Origin of the sequence: Desulfovibrio desulfuricans (assembly GCF_004801255.1) — a bacterium.
In the GTDB taxonomy this organism is placed as follows: Bacteria; Desulfobacterota; Desulfovibrionia; order Desulfovibrionales; family Desulfovibrionaceae; genus Desulfovibrio; species Desulfovibrio desulfuricans_C.
In genome coordinates this window covers 2,048,574-2,066,753 of record NZ_CP036295.1, presented here as the reverse complement: position 1 = coordinate 2,066,753, position 18,180 = coordinate 2,048,574, and the positions used below count along the sequence as shown (strand labels likewise).

General features: G+C 60.3%; 13 protein-coding genes. 3 read left to right on the top strand and 10 right to left on the bottom strand.

Annotation, left to right across the window (positions count from 1 at the left end):
* Nucleotides 1-326 precede the first annotated feature (326 nt).
* From DDIC_RS08610 to DDIC_RS08570, 9 genes are all read right to left on the bottom strand, one after another.
* Nucleotides 327-1,376 (bottom strand): DUF4434 domain-containing protein, encoded by a 1,050-nt coding sequence (locus tag DDIC_RS08610; RefSeq protein ID WP_136400060.1) that lies wholly within the window; start codon nucleotides 1,374-1,376, stop codon nucleotides 327-329.
* 12 nt (nucleotides 1,377-1,388) lie between these two features.
* Complete coding sequence (locus DDIC_RS08605; protein ID WP_168732509.1) at nucleotides 1,389-4,508, bottom strand: NfrA family protein; 3,120 nt, start codon at nucleotides 4,506-4,508, stop codon at nucleotides 1,389-1,391.
* Nucleotides 4,501-6,786 (bottom strand): glycosyl transferase family protein, encoded by a 2,286-nt coding sequence (locus tag DDIC_RS08600; RefSeq protein ID WP_136400058.1) that lies wholly within the window; start codon nucleotides 6,784-6,786, stop codon nucleotides 4,501-4,503. The genes DDIC_RS08605 and DDIC_RS08600 overlap by 8 nt, the downstream gene beginning before the upstream one ends.
* Before the next feature lie 142 nt (nucleotides 6,787-6,928).
* Nucleotides 6,929-8,080, bottom strand: coding sequence for a tRNA lysidine(34) synthetase TilS (tilS, locus tag DDIC_RS08595; protein WP_136400057.1), 1,152 nt, complete (start codon nucleotides 8,078-8,080; stop codon nucleotides 6,929-6,931).
* 218 nt (nucleotides 8,081-8,298) lie between these two features.
* Nucleotides 8,299-9,213 (bottom strand): IS481 family transposase, encoded by a 915-nt coding sequence (locus DDIC_RS08590; RefSeq protein ID WP_136400056.1) that lies wholly within the window; start codon nucleotides 9,211-9,213, stop codon nucleotides 8,299-8,301.
* 84 nt (nucleotides 9,214-9,297) lie between these two features.
* The gene (locus DDIC_RS08585) at nucleotides 9,298-9,636 is read right to left on the bottom strand and encodes a hypothetical protein (RefSeq protein ID WP_136400055.1); all 339 of its coding nucleotides are present in this window, start codon (nucleotides 9,634-9,636) and stop codon (nucleotides 9,298-9,300) included.
* Nucleotides 9,636-10,931 (bottom strand): glutamyl-tRNA reductase, encoded by a 1,296-nt coding sequence (gene hemA / locus DDIC_RS08580; RefSeq protein WP_136400054.1) that lies wholly within the window; start codon nucleotides 10,929-10,931, stop codon nucleotides 9,636-9,638. The genes DDIC_RS08585 and hemA overlap by 1 nt, the downstream gene beginning before the upstream one ends.
* A 13-nt stretch (nucleotides 10,932-10,944) precedes the next feature.
* Nucleotides 10,945-11,772 (bottom strand): cytochrome c biogenesis protein CcsA, encoded by an 828-nt coding sequence (ccsA, locus tag DDIC_RS08575; protein ID WP_136400053.1) that lies wholly within the window; start codon nucleotides 11,770-11,772, stop codon nucleotides 10,945-10,947.
* Nucleotides 11,759-12,463, bottom strand: coding sequence for a precorrin-2 dehydrogenase/sirohydrochlorin ferrochelatase family protein (locus tag DDIC_RS08570; RefSeq protein ID WP_136400052.1), 705 nt, complete (start codon nucleotides 12,461-12,463; stop codon nucleotides 11,759-11,761). Before DDIC_RS08570 ends, ccsA begins: the two co-directional genes overlap by 14 nt.
* Nucleotides 12,464-12,683: 220 nt before the next feature.
* On the opposite strand from DDIC_RS08570, the gene DDIC_RS08565 reads away from it, so the two are divergent.
* Together DDIC_RS08565 and DDIC_RS08560 are read left to right on the top strand one after the other, a co-directional pair.
* Nucleotides 12,684-13,967 (top strand): glycosyltransferase family 9 protein, encoded by a 1,284-nt coding sequence (locus DDIC_RS08565; protein ID WP_136400051.1) that lies wholly within the window; start codon nucleotides 12,684-12,686, stop codon nucleotides 13,965-13,967.
* The gene (locus tag DDIC_RS08560; protein WP_136400050.1) at nucleotides 13,967-15,253 is read left to right on the top strand and encodes a CgeB family protein; all 1,287 of its coding nucleotides are present in this window, start codon (nucleotides 13,967-13,969) and stop codon (nucleotides 15,251-15,253) included. Before DDIC_RS08565 ends, DDIC_RS08560 begins: the two co-directional genes overlap by 1 nt.
* Nucleotides 15,254-15,347: 94 nt before the next feature.
* On the opposite strand, the gene DDIC_RS08555 is transcribed toward DDIC_RS08560, so the two are convergent.
* The gene (locus tag DDIC_RS08555; RefSeq protein WP_247647432.1) at nucleotides 15,348-16,367 is read right to left on the bottom strand and encodes a hypothetical protein; all 1,020 of its coding nucleotides are present in this window, start codon (nucleotides 16,365-16,367) and stop codon (nucleotides 15,348-15,350) included.
* Nucleotides 16,368-16,750: 383 nt separating this feature from the next.
* On the opposite strand from DDIC_RS08555, the gene ybgF reads away from it, so the two are divergent.
* Nucleotides 16,751-18,145, top strand: a complete 1,395-nt coding sequence (gene ybgF, locus DDIC_RS08550) for a tol-pal system protein YbgF (protein ID WP_136400049.1) — start codon at nucleotides 16,751-16,753, stop codon at nucleotides 18,143-18,145.
* Nucleotides 18,146-18,180 lie beyond the last annotated feature (35 nt).

The following is an 18,180-nucleotide window of genomic DNA, read 5'->3' as shown; positions in this document are numbered from 1 at the left end:
TGAGCTGTGTCGAATTTGCGGATTTTCCGTAAAGGCTGTTCTGTAAAACAAAATTTACTTAATAAAAATAAGTTGTTAGGTAATTTCATTTGCGCATGAACGTAGACTGGAGCGACATGCCCGGTTGTACTTGCTGTACAATCTGTCGACAAGCATGATGCCAAGACCCCGCGAGTTGGCGACGCCAATGTATCTAATTATTTAAAATAAAAGTATTTTTCTGTCAGAGTGCGGGTGCAGGTTGTGGATGGCGCACGGCCGCCGGCACTCGGCAGCCTTTGGTCGGCTTTGTGCGCTGCGGCTGCTGTGCTGAATAACCAGACTGGCTAGCGGCGGATGTAGGCCTTATACTGCGCGTAAAGCGAGGCCGCCCCCTTGATGCCATATGGAGAGCAGTATTCGGGCAGGCTAAACGCCGCAATGCCCGCGTGGGGTTGCGCCGAGGCAATGGCCAGCTGGCGTTGCAGGCCAGACATGCCTGCGGGCACGGCGCGAAATGGCTTGTCGTTGACCGGTGGGCCGTCAACCTGACGAAAGACTTCGACCACAGGGGTCAGCGTTGCACCAGCCTGCAGCGCTGCGCGCGCCGCCGCCGCCATAAACAGGCCCGTCTCCTGCAGCCGGAGCTTGTGCACGCCCACGCCGTCCTGAAACAGCAGGCGCGCTATCCCGGATTTTTTTAACAGCGTTTGCCAGAACCGCTCCAGCATGGCCGGTTCGGCAAAGGCGTTGGAAAATCCCGATATGCCCACGGGCAGGCCCGGAGCAGCTGTTTGCAGCCCAGCCCTCAGATTAGTCAGGTACTCCACAAGCACGTTTTGTCGTTCTGGTTCGAGCCACGTTTTGTCGTCAATTTCCTGCGGAATGTAAAAACCGCTGACCACCTCTTTGCTGTCAGGCAGCAACATTGCGGCGCGGGCAGCCTGCAGACTGACGTTGCCCAGCTGGCGCAGGTAGCGGCGTACAAGCTCTGGTTCTGATTTGATTTTGTCCCAGTAGGCCGGGTCATGGGCGAGGCCCAGCACAACCTGCATATGCTGCGCCTTGGCCGCCTGCAGCACGAGGGGCAGGGCCGGGTGCAGGCGCAGGGGAGCTGCCGCGCGGCGCGGGGCCTGCGCGCCTTCCGCCATTGCCGCGCTGGCCGGGCCTGCACTGTCGTGGCTGGTTGTCCACTGGACAATGACTTCGGTAATGCCAATGGCCCGCAGCGAGGCAAACAGGTCGTTCCAGCGGGTGCTCTCCCAGGTGGAGTGCGTGTCCCACAACTGCATAAACGTGCTTGTAAAGCGCGGCGTTCTGTCCTTTGCTCCGGCTGTCGCGGGAGCAAGGATAGTGCATACCAGTAATAAAAACAGCAGGTAACGTGCGTAGCGCATACTGGTTTTCCACTAAAAAGTAATGATGGTTGTAAGAAACACGGAATTGATGTTGTTATTTTTATTGTTGCTCAGCGCGTGAAAGAGCGTTCCGTACTTGTATTGCAGCAAAAATTCCAGCGACGAGCGCGACACTTCATAGGCATGGGCAGGCAACAGGTAGCGCAGCGAAAAGCCTGCCCCGATCTCAGCCAGTGAATCCTGGTCCCTGTCCGGTTCAATCAGTTTGAAGTCGCCAACCAGATGGGGCGAAACAAGCCATTTGTCGTACAGGTTAAAGGTTACGCCCTGTCTGACCTCGCCGTATAGGGCGCTGCGAGCGTTGTAGTCGGCGTAGTAGTCGTACTCGCCGTATATGAACGAGTAGTTCCAGAAGTCCTTGCCGGGTTGCAGGTCAAGCCCGTCGGACCAGGAATACATGGCACGGAAAAGCCAGTTGTCTTCGGCATTTCTGCCAAGATGAAACAGCCTCTCCACGCCCACGCTGAGGTTTTGGCTCTGGAAGGGTTTGTAGCGCAGGCCCACCGCGCCCTGCCAGGACTTGTTGTCGAATGAAAATGAATTGTTTTTATCAAGGTTGGCGCTGACGCGCCCTATAACCTGCAAAATGCGGTCGTCGCGCAGGCCGATAAATGGCGGAATCCAGGCCAGCTCAACGCCGCCGCCCGACCGCACCGTGCGCGACGAGTCGCCGCCCGACCAGCTTGTGCTGCCCGTTGCGCCGGGCGCATAAGAAAGATAGGCCGTTGTGGTCAGGTGGGTCTGCAGCTTGGTGACTTCTTTGCGCAGTCTGTAAGCCTTGTCGGCGGCGTCCTTGTCGCCGTCAACAGCATCGGCCTGGGCCAGGGCGTTGTCTATGGCGCGTTTGAAAGCCTCAGCCGCACGGCTGTTTTGCGAATCGTGCATATAAGCATAGCCAAGGTCTTCATAAAGGGGGGCGAGGCCTTCTTCCTTTTGCAGCGCGGCCTCAAAGGCCCGAGCCGCGGCGGCAAACTGGCCGTCGTCGCTCAGGGCGTAGCCAAGGGCCGCCTGTGCCGAGCCGGAGTCTTCCAGCTCAACAGTTTTGCGGTACAGCCGGATGGCGTCGGGCAGCTGATTGGTCCGGCGTTTGAGCGATGCCAGGCGAAAGTTGAGATCGGCGGTGTCGCGCAGGGCCAGGGCCTCTTGCAGCAAGGCATCCTCGTCGGGGTACCGCTGCTCCTGGTCGGCAATGGTCGCCAGCTCAGAAAGCCGCAGCAGGCGCATATCCGCATCCAGTGATTGGGCGTTGACGGCCTCCAGCGTTTGGCGGGCCGCGTCCAGCTGGTTTGACATGCGCTGCGCACGCCCAAGCCTGACGGCGGTGGCGTCGTCGTAGCGCAGCGTCAGCGCCTTGCCGTATGCTTCCACAGCCGCGTCGTACCGTGATTCTACCGAATACAGGTAGCCCATGCTTTTATAATATTCATTCTGCTGGGCGGCAGGCAGAGTGCGGATGTGGGCGGCGACGCTCTGAAAGTTGACGATGGCCAGTCCCAGTTTGCCCAGCCGTTCATACGTGTGACCCAGGGCCAGCCTGGTGTCGGGCGATGGGCGCAACTGTTCTGATTTTTCAAAATGCTCGAGGGCGTCGTTGAAGCGCCCGGTCATAAAGTCCGCCTGGGCGAGAGCCAGCATCAGTTCCCAGCTGGGGCCGCCTGCGGCAACGGCGCGGGCAAAGGCCTCGCGCGCTCCCGCATGGTCGCCGAGCGAACTCAGGATATACCCCAGGTTTTCGTTGCAGCGGGCCAGGCCCTGAGGCGTGACGCCGGGGCTCGCCGCTGCGGTTCGCCATGCCTCTGCGGCCTCTTGCAGGTTGCCCAGCGAGGTGAGGGCCTGCGCGAGCGACTGCAGCACAAGATTCTTGTTTTGCAGGTTCTCCTGCAGGGGCAGGGCCGTCTGCAAAGGCTTAAGGGCCAGCTCGGGCGAGGATGCAGCCAGCGCTGACAAGCCCAGTGACGTGTACAGCTGTTTTTTTTCAGCTGGCGAAAACTCTTCGGACAGGGCTTGGGCCGTGTCGTATGTTTCATAGGCTTTGCGGGCATCGCCTGCTATGGCGTAGGCATTGCCCAGCGCCAGCAGGGCGGCGGCTTTTTGGCGCGGCTCTGTGGCAAAGCCCAGATACTCTCTGTACGTGCGTGCCGCCTGCGTGCCGTCGCCCAGCTCTGTGTAGGCGTTGCCCAAGGCCAGCATGGCATCGCCGGTTTGACGGGGCTCGTTGAGTGCAAGATATTTTTCAAGGTACTGCACGGCGTTGGCGTTGTCATGCGCTGCGGCAAAGCTCAGGCCCGCCTTGAGCAGCATCTGGCTGTCGCTGTCTGTCAGATGGGCGTACTCGTCAGCGGCCTGGGCGTACTGCCCGGCGGCAAAAAGGTTGTTGGCGAGGGTGGTGCGGTTTTGCGGCGAGGGATCAATGATTGTCAGCTCTCTGCTCAGCCGTACGGCCTCCCCCTTGTTGCCCGCCATGCTGGCGATGGCGGCCTGCTTTTGCAGCAGAGGGGCATTGTGCGGGGCTATGGCCCGCGCCTGGGCAAGGTACTGGTTGGCCTGTTCCAGCAGGCCGCCTTGCTGGCTCAGATAGGCCATAGATTGCAATACAGTGAGCTTTTCCGCATCGCTACGCGCTGCGGCCAGAGATTTGGCGTACGCGTCGAGGGCCTCTGCCGAGCGCCCCTGCTTGATAAATATGGAGGCCTTGAGCTGCTGCAGGTCGTAATTTGTATCCGCATCGGGCAGCCCGTCGAGCAGGGCCAGGGCTTCGGCGTACTTTTCCATACGAAAAAGAAGGTTCATGTAGTCAGATCTCGCCTTGGCATCGTCTGGCCGCAGGGCGAGGTACTGCTGGAATTCTTTTGCCGCTTCCTCAAGCTGCCCCTGGTTCTGCCTGCGGTAGGCCATGTCCAGGTGCGGGTAGCTCTTGAAGAGGTTCAGCCGGTCCTGAAAAAAGCCTTTGGACGCCTGGGCCGGTTCGTTTTGCCGGGGCGCGTCGGCAGCCGCTACGGGCGTGACCGTGGGCGCAAGCCACAGCGCCAGCAGGGCCGGGATGCTCCAGCGCAGCAGCTGGCGGGTGCGGGGCCGTCGCCTGTGCTTCAACGGCGTGGTGCTGTCAGGCATGGCTGACCTCGCTTTGGGGCGGCAGGGCTTCAAGGGCATCAATATCCTTTTGCGATACATAGCCAAGCTGGAGCAGGGTACACTGCAGTGTTGCGCAGGTGGGTTCCTGGAGCTTAAGCGCCTGCACCAGCTGGTCTCGGGTGATGTACCCCTGGATGACGAGGTAAACGCCAAACCGTTCCCTTGGGTTGCTGAGGGCAAAATATCGCGCTTCAGCTTCTTTCAACTGCTTGTACTGCAGCATTTTTTCCTGAACCAGCACGTCTCCCAGCCGGGCATATGTTTTGCGCTGCTGGCGAAAGGCGTTTTCCACCTGCTCGTCTGTCAGTAGACCGGAGTTTTTGATTTTTTGCACCAGCTGCATGGTTTCCTGTGAATTTGCGGCGGCGATGCGGTCAAAACCGAAGCGCAGGGCGTAGGCCAGATCGCTCTTGGTCACAAGATACAGCACAATGGCGCGGCCTGCAGCCCGTTCCATTTCGGTAATGGCCTGCTGCGAGGGCGGGTTTTCCACCGCCACGGCAAGTTCGCCCGACGGCCTGATTTCAAGGGGAAAGGCGCTGTTGGCCAGGGCCATTTTACGGGGAATGGCCGTCAACGCGTCCATCGGCGTCAAAAACGGGTCAACATCCTTGGTTTCAAGGTGAAACTGCTGGCCAAGAATCTGAATCAGCTTGTCCTCGGTTGTCATCCCCATATCGAGCAATACGTGCCCAAGGGGGAGGCCCGATTCCTTTTGCCGGGCGAGCGCTTCGTCAAGCTGGGAGGTGGTGATAAAATGCCTTTCCAGCATAAGGTCGCCCAACCTGCGTCGGTAGGCCATCAGGTCTTCTTCGGAGGGGTAGACGTGGTCGGTTTTGTCCCAGGCAATGACTTTGCCGGTCAGCAAATAGCGGGCATAAAGCCTGAAAGCCCGCATTGTTGCCGCAAAGTTGATCACGTTGCCCCAGATAAGCCGGGGAAAGGAAAGGAGCGCCTCGCCAAAGCCGTATACAAAATATACATAAAGCAGACGGCAGAACGACCGCCAAAAGAAAAAGAACAGGTTGATCTGCAGTAAATACCAAAGCCAGGTATCCCGTTCGACAATGGGGGGATAATTATAGGCATCGGGCTTGATCTGCGTATACAGCCAGATAAGGGCGACCACGGGCACCACGACGTTTGCCGTCATGCTGACGATGTTGGTTACGAGGCCCTTTCTGTCCCGGTACAGCATGTAGCGGGTCCAAAAGTTGCCCTGCCAGCCTATGCTCGCCCAGCCTTGAAGCGCTATGCCCATGATCCAGCGCGACTTTTGCCGTACTGCCGAGGTGAATGTGCGGGGGAAAAATTCTCTGATAACGATATATTCCCTTTTTGAGGTCGTATACCGCCTGCCGGTGAACCTGCTTGTGCGGCTTATCTGACGATGCAAAATCTGGCGAACAAAAATCTGGCGCAGGCCAAATTTGCGCATGCGCATGCCAAAGTCATAGTCTTCGGTAAGGGAATCAATGTTGAAAAGCTGGTTGTTGCTGTCCGCTGCCAGCAGTTCCAGTGCGCGGCGGCTGTACCCGCTGCCGACGCCAGCCGACGGCACGGATTTGCTCAAAATTTCGCGCACCAGCATGTCGCGGGCGTGGTTTTCGGCAAATTCGTCGGCATAGTGCCCGGCGGTAAAGTTCCACCACCGCAGCACCATGGGAAAAACCGGCAGCTGCACCATGTCCTTGCGCGGAATAAGATAGTTGAAAAGCTTTAGATATAATGGATGTACAATGTCCTCTGAGTCGTTCATCACGTAGATGGCAAATTCTACGCCGTGCTGCTTTTCATAGTGACGGATACCGGCGTAAATCCAGTTCAGGCAGTCGGCCTTGTTGGTGGGGCCATCCTTGGGGCATACGATTCTGTTTACGTTGCCGTAGACCTCGCTTGCCAGGGCCACCTCGCGCTGGGTTTGGGGGTCGTTGGGGTATGTGCCGACAAAAATCTGGTAGTTTGAATAATTGACAGTTTTTATTGTATTATCAAGCATGCGCCGGATAACGTCAGACTCATCCCAGCAGGGAATCATTATGGCAATGGGTTGCTCAGGTATGGAAAGCAGCTGCGATTCCGTCAGCGGCGGGTATTTGCGTCTGATAAAAAGCTTGTGATACGCTTTAAAGACAAGATAAATACAGTCGATAAAAAATTCATCAATGCCGCTAACTAAAAAAACGATGCCAAGACCCGACAACACAAGTTGAAGGCAAAGCAAAATATAGGGCATGGCAACGTCAGTAAAATTCATCTGGTTCAATTTCCGGCTACTGGTTACGCGTGTCTGCGAAGAGACACCCTGAATTTATGCAGCATTCGTGCCGACGATAGTATCCTGTCGGCAAGTAATCTGTTTCGTTGCAGTGGCGCGGGCATTGATAAATCTCTCGCGATCAAGGCGTGAAGTCTTGCAACGAAACCACCGCGCAGCGCCCAAAAACAACACTTCCTCCCTTCAGGTACGCCACCAGCCCGCCAGGCAACTGAAACAGCGTGTTTCCCCGCCCCTTGGCAAGGGCGTCGTCCAGCGCCAGAAGGGTACGGGCGCGGGCCTGGCCGTGAAGCTGGCCCATACTGTCAGAGTCCACACCTGCCTTCCCCGTCGCAGGACGGCATAACCAACGCACAGCCCGCATATACAGGCGCAATCGAGCAGCTGGGTGCAGCGCCGACAGCAACCCTGCGGGCAGGGTCAGACTTGGGCCGCTGGCAGTGCTTTGATCCTTCTGCAACTCCGCCGCAGGCTCCCCCACAATCCATGGGTGCGCAACCAGAGCCGCGTCCAGCGTTTTATTCCAGTAATCTTCATCAAGCCGGGCGAGCTGCCACAGATCGTGCAGGGTGCGGTCGAGCGCCGGGTTTTCCTGTCGCAGCAGGGGCAATACATCGAGGCGCAGCCTGTTGCGCTTGTACTGGCGGCTCTGGTTGCTGGCATCCTCGCACCAGCCGAGGCCGCATTCGCGCAGCAGGTCTTTAAGTGCGTGCGCGTCAGAGGCCAGCAATGGGCGCAGCAGACGGCGCTCGTCGTCGCGGGCGACCATGCCGCCAAGGGCGGGCCAGCCAGTGCCGCGCGTCAGGCGCAGCAATATGTCCTCGCTTACATCTGCGGCATGGTGTCCAAGGGCGATAAAGTCGGCTCCCAGAGCGGTGCGTTGCCGCTCCAGCAGAGCATAGCGCAGTCTGCGGGCCGCGTCTTCAACGCTGATGCCGCCGCTTGCGGCCAGCCCGCGCACATCGGCCTGCCGCACCGTGCAGGCAATGCCCAGCCGCTGGCACAATTGCAGTACAGATGCAGCGTCCTGTGCGGATTCCTCCCGCAGGCCGTGGTCGACGCTCATGGCGTGCAGGGTCAGCCCGAGGCGTGGGGCAAGCAGGTGCAGCACAAGCGCAAGAGCTGTGGAATCCGCCCCGCCAGAGAGGGCGAGCAGCAGCGTTGAACCGCGCGCAAGCCCCAGCCGCACAAGGCAAAACCGCTCCACCTCAAGGCACAGACGGGCCGTTTGGGCGGAAAGGTTTTGCAATGTCGGCAAAAGCGGTTCTGTCATGGAGTATCTGCTGCGTCGCCGGAGCGGGCCATGGAGAGGCCTTGCCGGATTGGGTTGCAAAAGGGTCGGGCCAGAGGGGGGGCGGGCCTGTCGGGGGCCGATAGGTGGAATGGATTTTCGTTGCAGGGGCTGCGTGGCAGATCAGGTCTGGGCGGCTTGCGCCGCCCCCGATGCCGCAGCAATAATCCGCGCCTAGGTGTAGAGTGTCAACACGTTGTTCACCCTCCCAGCCTTGAAGCTGGAGGTTTTCTGCCAAGAGCCGAGTGTGGTCGCAAGAAATTATAACGATGCGTCCATATCGGCAGATACGCTGTTCTTTTCCAAGAGTGGGTATATGTTTCTGCGTATGCCCACTCTTGCATTGCTGTTCTGATGAAGCGTTCAGCCTTGCCGTTGGTTTGTGGTCGATAAGGCCGTGTCCGCTTATGCGTTATTCCGAACTCACGACAGGCGTCACGAAACTTCCTTGACCTGTAGCAAGATCCGTTATCCGTCAGAATTCGTTCTATCTTGATGCCGTGTGAGGCGTACCATGAAACGGCAAACCATAAAAATTCTACCGCCGATTTGGCTGTTTCGTCTGGAAGGACGGCGGTGTACGCAGCTCTGGAAGCATCATCCACGCACACGTGCAGGTATTCCCATCCTGGCCGTCTGCGATGAACTTGCCGCGTTCCCGCTTTTCTATGCCCAACGCCATCAATCTTGCCCAGCTTTTTGATGTCCAGGTGCAGCATTTGCCCTGGATTTTCCCATTGATAGCGCTGAATTGGTTCCTTGTGTTCCAGTGATGATAACCGTGAACAGGCAAGTTGCCGCAGAACACGAAAAACACTGCTTCGGCAAATGCCCAGGCGTAGGGCGATTTCATCCCCGGTTTTTCTCTCTTTTCGCAGCGTGTATATCTGACAAAAATCAAGCTCAGATAGTATGTTGCGACAATGTCTGGGGCGCGAACTGCGGTCTGCAAGTGCGTCTTGCCCACCATGAGCATGCCGACTTTTCCACTTCCTCGCGGTGCGCAAACTTACGCCATAACCAGCCGCCACTTTTGCCGCTGGTTCATGCTGCATACGCCGCACCATTTCTTCTCGACTACGAACCGTCAGTTTGGCATTCTTATGGCTGTTCACCCTTTCCCTCTCTCGGTTTGCTGTGTGTGGTAACTCCAGCTTTACCGATTTGGGGAGGGTGAACAACCTATTGGAACATTACACCTAGGCGGGATTGATGCCCATATCTTTCAGCAGCGTTTCAAGCCATATGATCATGCGGTCGCGCAGTTCGGGCGAGGCGTAGTGCACGCATTCGCAGCGCATGCGGCCCCGCGCGCGTACCAGCAGCTCAAGCCGCGCAAAGTTTTCTTCAATTTCCAGCCCCATAACGTGGGGGCCGCAGCTTTCCTCATGCTCCTGCTGCACGGGTGAAAGCAAGTCGGCGGGGACAGGCAGCCAAAAAAGGCCCTCCATGCCCGATGTCAGCTCCATTTCGGTGAGCGTGGCGGTCAGTTTTGCGGTGTCTTCTTCCGTAAGGTCGTCAATTCCGTACCAGCGCATCAGTTTTCCTCCGACGAGTAGGGACAGCCTGTTTTGTCCAGATTGAAAATACGGCGTGTGATGCTGATGCGCGGGCCGTTGCCCTCCTGGGACATGCTGCCGCGCTTGAGAAACATGATGGGGTCATGGTTGAGTTTGCGCACCAGCGCGCCCACCAGCGTCTCAAGGGCGTCGCGGGTTTCGTCGTTCACAGGGCCGAGCCGTTTGAGCGTTTTGGCCAGTTCCTCCTGCCCCATGCGCTCGCCGCGCTGGATAAGATCGACAATGGTGGGCTGCACGTCAAGGCTTGAGAGCCAGCGCGAAAAGAGCAGCACTTCCTCGTTGACGATGTCCGCCGCTTTGGCGGCCTCGTCGCGGCGGGTGGCGAGGTTTTCTTCCACCACTTCCTTGAGGTCGTCGATGTCGTACAGGTAGACGTTGTCGAGGCCGTTGACGTCGGGGTCGATGTCGCGCGGCACGGCTATGTCGATAAAGAACATGGGTCGGTTTTTGCGGGCCTTGAGCACGGCGCGTATGTCGCGTGCGCGGATGATGGGCTCCTGCGAGCCGGTGGAGGTGATGATGATATCCACCTCGGTGAGGTGCTGGGCCATGTCTTCAAAGGCGATGGCCCGCCCCTTGAACTGCTTCGCCAGCTCCTGCCCGCGCGCCAGCGTGCGGTTGGCCACCAGTATTTCGTCAATGCCCGCCTGCAGCAGGTGCATGGCGGCCAGCTCGGCCATTTCGCCAGCGCCCACCAACATGGCCTTGTGGGTGTTCATGTCGCCAAAGATGCGTTTGGCAAGCTCCACAGCGGCGTAACTGATGGAGACAGCGCTTGAGGCCACGGCTGTTTCGGTGCGCACGCGCTTGGCTACAGAAAAAGCCTTGTGCACCAGGCGGTTAAGAATAACCCCCGTGGCATGGCACTTGACCGCCTTGCGGTATGCGGTCTTGAGCTGGCCCAAAATCTGCGGTTCGCCCAGCACCATGGAGTCAAGGCTTGAAGCCACTGAAAACAGGTGACGCACGGCTTCCAGATTTTTGTGCACGTACACGTAGGGCTTGAGCTCTTCAGGCTTGGCCCCCCGGGCGACGGCCCAGTTTTCGAGCATCTGCCCGGCCACGTCGCCGTTGCCCGCAGCCAGCAGCTCCACGCGGTTGCAGGTCGAAAGTATCACGCTTTCGCTCACCGCGCCTATACATGGCACGGCCCAATGTTCTTCATCGCAATGATTGACCAGGGCAAAACGCTCGCGCACGTCCACGCTGGCAGTGCGATGATTCAGGCCGACAAGAAAGATATCACAGTCCATGGCGGTAGCCCGGTCAGCGCCGGATGAATGCGTGGTGGGTTTCCATAAAGGTATTCACCACAATGATTGAAAAAAGGCAGAGAACAAAGACAAAAACTGCCAGCTGCGCCGGTTTGCGTCCCTTCCAGCCCTTGGTGAGCCGGTTGTGGAACAAGACGGAGTAAAACAGCCAGATCACAATGCTGATGACTTCCTTGGGGTCGCCCGTAACCGTGCCGCCAAAAATAGGCTTGGCCCAGATAAGCCCCGATACGATGCCCAGCGTGTAAAGCGGAAAGCCCACCATGGTCGTAAAGGCGTTGATTTTGTCGAGCATGGACAGGGCGGGCATATCAAGCCAAAAGCCCTTCATGGTCAGCTTGCTTTTTATGCGTCCTTCGATGAACAAAAACAGCGCTCCGGCGGCAAAGGCCAGGGCCAGCAGGGCCAGGCTAAAAAACAGCGCCCCGATGTGCAGCGCGTAAAACGAGGTGTTGAGCGAGGGCGGAACCTGCACCACAGCGGCCAGATACGGGGCCGACATGGCAAACAGCATGAGGCCCAGCGGCGCGGCAAATACCAGCGGTATCTCCTGCCGCAGCTTGGCCCAGGCGGCAATGCCGCACAGCACCACAAACCACGCCATCAGCTGAAAATACGCGCCCGCGCTCAGACCGCCGGGCAGGGCCTTGTGAAAGCCCAGAAACAGCATGAGCGTCTGGCAGACAAAGCCCGCCACAGCCAGCGAGCAGCCGATTTTGCGCCACAGGGCGGTGCGCGCGACAATGCCTGCAAGCCCGGCCACGCTGGCGGAGCCGTACAGCAACAGGGTGACGGCGGTGGAAAATTCAGGGGAGATCATTCAGCAACTCCGCTATATGAGCGTGCAATGCGGGCGGAAGTTCCGCCTGCAGACAGCGGCGACAGTTTTCCTGGTCGTTTTCCTCCAGCCACTTTTGCAGGCAAGACTCGGCCAGCGTTCGGAACAATCGGGTATTTTGCCCTGTATCTTCACCCAAGGCAAGGACCAGAGGCCGCAGCCGCCCCATAAGGGCAGCCATGCGCGAGCGGGGCTCAAGCCAGCGCTCGAGTTCGCCCTTCCAGCGGCGCGCCAGAGCGGGGCTTGCGCCGCCGGTGGACAGAGCCGCCGCCAACGGCGCGCTGCGGGCAACAGCAGGCACCTGAAAGCAGCCTTCTTCTGGCTTGCTGGCGCTGTTGCACAATATGCCCGCTGCGGCGCACAGGTCTGCTATGCGGCTGTTTTCAGCCGGGCTGCCCGTGGCGGCAAAAACCAGCGCGCAGCACTGCAGATCGGCTTTGGTGCAGGCGCGGCGCTCAAAGCGCACGCGAGGGTCGCGCAGCAGTCTGGACGCGTCGTCAGCTTCCTCCGCCGCAGGCTCGGCCAGATCAAGCACAAGCACAGACTCCGGGTCGCAGGCCAGCAGACCTGAAAGCTTGCGTTGCCCCACCTGGCCAAAGCCGACCAGCAGGCAGCGAATGCCCGTCAGCGAAATAAATATGGGGTAGAGCGGTGCGGGGGGCTGTGTGCGCATGTGTGATCCAATGGGTGAAACAATCTTGACAACCAGCATACAGCAGCCCGAAATATTTTGCAAAGGGCCTGCGTTTCAACGTATTTGCAAAGTGGCTGCGGTTGCCCCGGCCAGTGCAGCGCGCCGCCCCTTGCTTGCCTAGGTGGCGGTATTGCCTTAGATTGTGCGCAATTGGCAGCTTGTTTGCGGCAACGGCGATTAACAGACACGCAGGAAGGGCATGGCGAAATTTTTGGTCATACAGGCGGCGCGGTTTGGCGATCTGGTGCAGACCAAGCGACTGTTGATGAGTCTGGCGGGTCGCGGCGAGGTTCACCTTGCCGTGGATGCGGGCCTGACGCCTCTGGCCCGGCTGCTTTTTCCTTTTGCCGAGCTGCACGCCCTTGCGGTGCACGGCAAGCCCGAGGAGCAGGCCATGGCCCGCAACGCCGCAGCTCTGGCCCGCTGGCGGGGCATGCATTTTGACGCCGTGTACAATTGCAATTTTTCCGGCGCTACGGCGGCGCTGTGCCGTGTCTTTGAGCCGCAGACCGTGCGCGGCTACCGCCCCGCCGCAGGGGGCGTCACCCGCTCGCCGTGGGCGCGGCTGGCCTTCAGGCTCAGCGAGCGGCGCGCACTCGCGCCGCTCAATCTGGTGGATTTTTGGGGGCATTTTGCCGAGGCTCCTGTTGACCCGCGCAGGGTTAACCCCGCAGCCGCACCCGGCGGGCAAGGGCTGGGCGTTGTGCTGGCCGGGCGCGAATCGCGCCGCTCGCTACCTGTGCCGGTGCTGGCCGAGGTGGTGCGAACGGCCTTTGGGGCCTTGGGCGGCCCGCGCGTGCGTCTGCTGGGCTCAACGGCGGAAAAACCCGCCGCACGGCAACTGCTGCGGCATTTGCCCCCCAAGATGCTGCCCATGGTTGAAGACCTGAGCGGCAAGACAGACTGGCCCGCCCTTGCGGCTGCGGTCACCGGGCTGGACGCGCTGATCACGCCCGATACGGGCATCATGCACCTTGGGGCGCACCTTGGCGTGCCAGTGCTCGCGTTTTTTTTGTCCTCCGCCTGGCTGCACGAAACCGGCCCTTACGGCGAGGGCCATCATGTGTGGCAGGCCTGCCGCGCCTGCGGCCCGTGCCTTGAGTCCGCCCCCTGCCCCTACGACGTCGCCTGCGGGCAGCCCCTGACGCAGGTGGAGCTTTTGCGTTCGCTTGCGGCTGTGCTTGGGCAGATAAAATCCGGCTTGTCCTCTGTAGGGGCCGACGCAAAAAAATGGCCGCAGCTCCCCGCCGGTTTGCAGCTGTGGCGCACCGGCATGGATGCCCTCGGGGCGCGCCCATCGCTGCTGGCGGGCGACGACCCGCATGCGGCAGAGCGCCGGTATGTGCGCAATTTTTTGGCGGCGCGGCTGCACCTGTCGGCGGAACCAACGGGCAGCGCTGCTGTCGCCCTGCAGTCCGCCGACCTTGACCCGTGGCTTTATAACGATGCGGACTGGATGTTGCCGCCAGGGAGATACTGCTGATGCCTGCCGCTCCTCTGCGAATCCTTGTGGTGCTGCCCATGTACGGTGGCTCGCTGCCCATAGGCAGATACTGCGCCAGCGCGCTCGGCGCTCTGGGGCACAGCGTGCGCGTGTTTGAGGCCCCGTTGCTGCACGCGGGCTTTACCGGCCTGCGCGGCCTTGGTCTGGCCCCGGCGCAGACGGCCCAGCTGGAGAATTCTTTTTTGCAGGTGGTGTCGCAGGCCGTGTGGGCGCAGGTGCAGGCGCAGGAGCCGCACCTGGTGCTTGCCATGGCTCAGGCCCCGCTGGGGCGCAGCCTTTTGCAGCGCCTGCGCCGGTCGGGCGTGCGCACGGCCATGTGGTTTGTGGAAGACCACGAGATATTTGATTACTGGAAGGGCTACGCCCCCCTCTACGATGTTTTTGCCGTCATTCAGAAGGAGCCTTTTTTGTCCATGCTGGTTGGCATCGGGCAGAACAACGCGTTGTACCTGCCGCTGGCGGCGCAGCCCGATTTTCACAAGCCGCTCAGCCTGAGCGATCAGGAGCGGCGCGAGTACGGGGCGGACATTGGCTTTCTGGGCGCGGGCTATCCCAACCGGCGGCTGGCTTTCAGGCGGCTCATCGGGCGCGACTTTAAAATATGGGGGTCGGACTGGGACGGCGAAACCCTGCTTGCCGGCCATGTGCAACGCGGCGGCGCGCGCATATCGGCAGAGGAAAGCGTCAAGATATACAATGCCACGCGCGTGAACCTCAACCTGCATTCCAGTCTTGGCACGGCCGAACTGGTGAGCAGGGGGGATTTTGTCAACCCGCGCACATTTGAGCTGGCGGCCATGGGCGCTTTTCAGCTTGTGGACAGACGGGCGCTCATGCCGGATCTGTTTGCTGAGGACGAACTGGCAACCTTTGGCACTCTGGACGAATTTTATGCCGCCATCGACCATTTTACGGCGCATCCCGAAGAGCGCAGGGCCTTTGCCCAACGTGCCCGCGCCCGAGTGCTGCGCGACCACACCTACGAGCAGCGCATGGCCTCGCTGCTTTCATTTATGGAGCAGCGGCTTGGCCCGTGGCCGCAGGCGGAGACGGCCCGCGAGGCCTTGCCCCCGGATGTGGAGGCAGTGCTTACGCCCGAGCTCAGGGGCGAGCTGGCTAATGTGGTTCAGGGCTTGGGGCTTGGCCCCAATGCAGGGTTTGACGATGTCATAAACGCCCTGCGCGCCCGCAGCGGCGCCTTGACAGAAACCGAGGCCTCGCTGCTGTTTCTTGACGAGTGGCGCAGGCAGTACGGTAAAAAATAACCGCGCAGATATAGTCTGTGCGGCGCATGCCAGCAAAAAACCCCGCCAGTGAGGCGGGGTTTTTTGCATTTGTCGTCAGCTCTGGGGGCTGTGGCTAGTCGATGCCGTCGGTCAGGGATACCGGCAGGCTGATTTCCGTCATGTTGAGGTAGAAGGGCAGCATGACGCCCACGGCCAGCACCAGGGCGGCCAGCAGGGTCAGCTTGTGGCGCATGGGGGTTGCGCTGCGCGCCACAAGGGTCCAGAGTAGGGCGGGCGCGAGCCAGAGCAGCAGCTCGGCGCTTTCAAGCAAGGCGTCCATAACTGTAAATGTGTCGTTTTGCCATTCGCGCTGCACGTCAAATACCGAGGACGCCAGCAGGATCACCCAAAATACCGCCCAGGCATTGCGCGCCCACGTGGCGCACCACGGAAGCATGGTATTATAGTGGTCGCGGCCATAGTCGTCGTATTTGCGGCGCAGCGCCAGCCAGAAGGTTCCCATGGCCCCTGCGACCGCCAGCATGAGGGGCAGCGACCAGAAAAGGGCGCACCAGAAAGGGGTTCCGAAGCCCGGCACATAGATATGCCCAAGGGTGAGCATATCCGCGTCGGGGCGCGCCAGCGCCGCAAGCATGCGGGCCGCTGCCAGCGAAGCAGCCGTGGCGATGCAGGCCTGGATGCCGCTTACAACGCCCAGCCCCGCATGCAGCATGGGCATTTTGATCAAAAATTTCCACAGGGCAAAATACAGGCTGTTAAAAAGCACCGCCAGCCCAAGCATGACCCAGCTCATCTCGACCATAAAGTCGGACAGCGAGTCGGGCGTGTAGGAACTTTGCGTAAAAAACAGCCAGACCCGGCCGCAGATCAGCAGCGTCCAGCCCAGCAGCAGAGCCAGCAGGGCCAGCTGGCGCGCGCATTTTTCGTATGAGACGCGCTTGCGCGTCACCGCCAGAGTCCTCGCCGTGGCCGACATAAAACCCAGACCCGCAAAGGCCAGCAAGGCGGCCAGCGGCAGGGCCACGCTCAGGATGTCCAGCCCCATGCCCGCCAGCGGAAAGGATTGTCCAAGATGCCGCAACGCGTTCATCCATGTGGTCAGGGTCGCTGTCATTTCCTGAAAAAAATTCATCAGGCTTCGCCTCCGGTGTGGCTTGATGCCGGATAAAAACGGTTCATATGTTTTCTGCAGGTTGTCTGCAGCTGCAAGACGCACGCGACGGGCGGCGCGGCAGCTTTTTTTGCGCCGCAATGCCCTGTTCATTCATACGTAGTGTGCCGCAATAGCGTGAGCAAGCCTGTTCTTGCCTGAAAAACGCAGCCGCTGCAAGAGTTCTTGAAATATGGCCGGGCTTGAGGCACAAGAAAGCTTGGCTGCTTACGCGGTTTGACGTCTGCTTTTGTTGCAATGGGGTAAACCGCTGTTGCCGAAAATTTATCATGGGCGTCTGTTGCGGATTTTTGACGCAGTATGTGATATTTCAACGCAAGAATACTCTTGTGCTGGAGACAGGGATGAAAACACTGATCGTTGTGCCGCTGACTTGCCTTGCGCTGGCTGCGGGGTGCGCTTCTTCCGACAAGGTGCGTCATGTTGAGTCTACAAGCGAGACCAACCAGAAGCTGCTGCGCGAAACCGATCAGCGGTTGCGCACGCTGGAACAGAACGTAACCACGCTTGATACCCAGGTTGCCCAGCTCAACAACAGGGTTTACGAAGTGCGCACCCGTGGCGGGCAAAAGACCGGCATGACCGTGGTGCCCATCATTCCGCCCCAGCCGCATAAAAGCGTGCTGGCCACGCAGGCCCAGCCGGAAGCCCAGCTTACCGCGCACGGCCCTGTGCCCGTCGCGAGCCCGCAGTTGCCCCCGGTTCAGGGGGCGGGCCAGACCGCAGCCCAACCGGCCATGCACTCGACAGTACAACCGGCAGTTCAACCTGCAGCTCAGGCCGCGCCGCAGCCTGCCGTCAAATCCGGCGGGGCAGGAGCCGCGCAAGCCCCCATCAACCCGGCGGATCCTGCGGCCACAATCAGGCCCATCCCCGCTGCCCCGCAACGTGAAGCCGCCAAACCCGAGGTCGAACCGGCCATGGGGGCGACTGCCAAGGCCGCACCCCAGAGCACCCCTTCAGAAAAGTCGCAAGCCGCCGCCAAGGGGGCCAGCACTGCCGCCGGTGGGTTTGCGCTGCCGCCCGAAGCTGCGTCGTCAGCCAACAAACAGGCTGCGGCTGTGCAGCCCATGCTGCCGCCCGTTGCTGCGGCAGGGGGCAATACGGATGTTCCTGTGCCTGCAGTGCCCCATGCAGACCTTTCCCTGCCGCCGGAGCGTCCAGGTTTGGGCCTGCCGCCCCTGCCGGGCGAGGCTGCCGCGCCAGCAACGGGCAAAAACGCCAAGGGCAAGGCCGCTGCCAAAAACGCCGCTGCGTCCGCGCCTGCGTCCGCGCCTGCGGCTCCCGCCGCAACGGCAACCCCCGCGGCTGTCGAACCCGCGCCCGCCGCAGCGCAGGCGCAGCCCTCCCCGCTGCCCAAGGGCGGCAAGGGCGAGGATGCCGCCTACAAGGCCGCCTTGCAGCCCGCCATGGCGGGCCGGGCCGCAGACAGCATCAGCCGCTTTCAGACCTTTTTGCAGCAGTATCCGCAGGGCCGCTATGCCGCTAACGCGGAATACTGGATAGGTGAGGGCCTGTACGCTCAGGGCAAATACAAGGAAGCGCTGGCGCAGTTTCAAAAGGTCAACAGCCAGTGGCCCAGCCACCATAAAAACGCCGATGCCCTGCTGAAAACCGGCATGACCCTGAGCCGGATGGGCGACAAGGAAGGCGCCGCCCAGGCGTACAAAAAGCTTTTGTCGCAGTTTCCTGGTTCGGAAGCCGCCGGCATTGCCCGTTCGCGCGGGCTGGCCCGTTAGCATGGGCGGCGTGCGGGCCTGGATTTTTGCAGCGG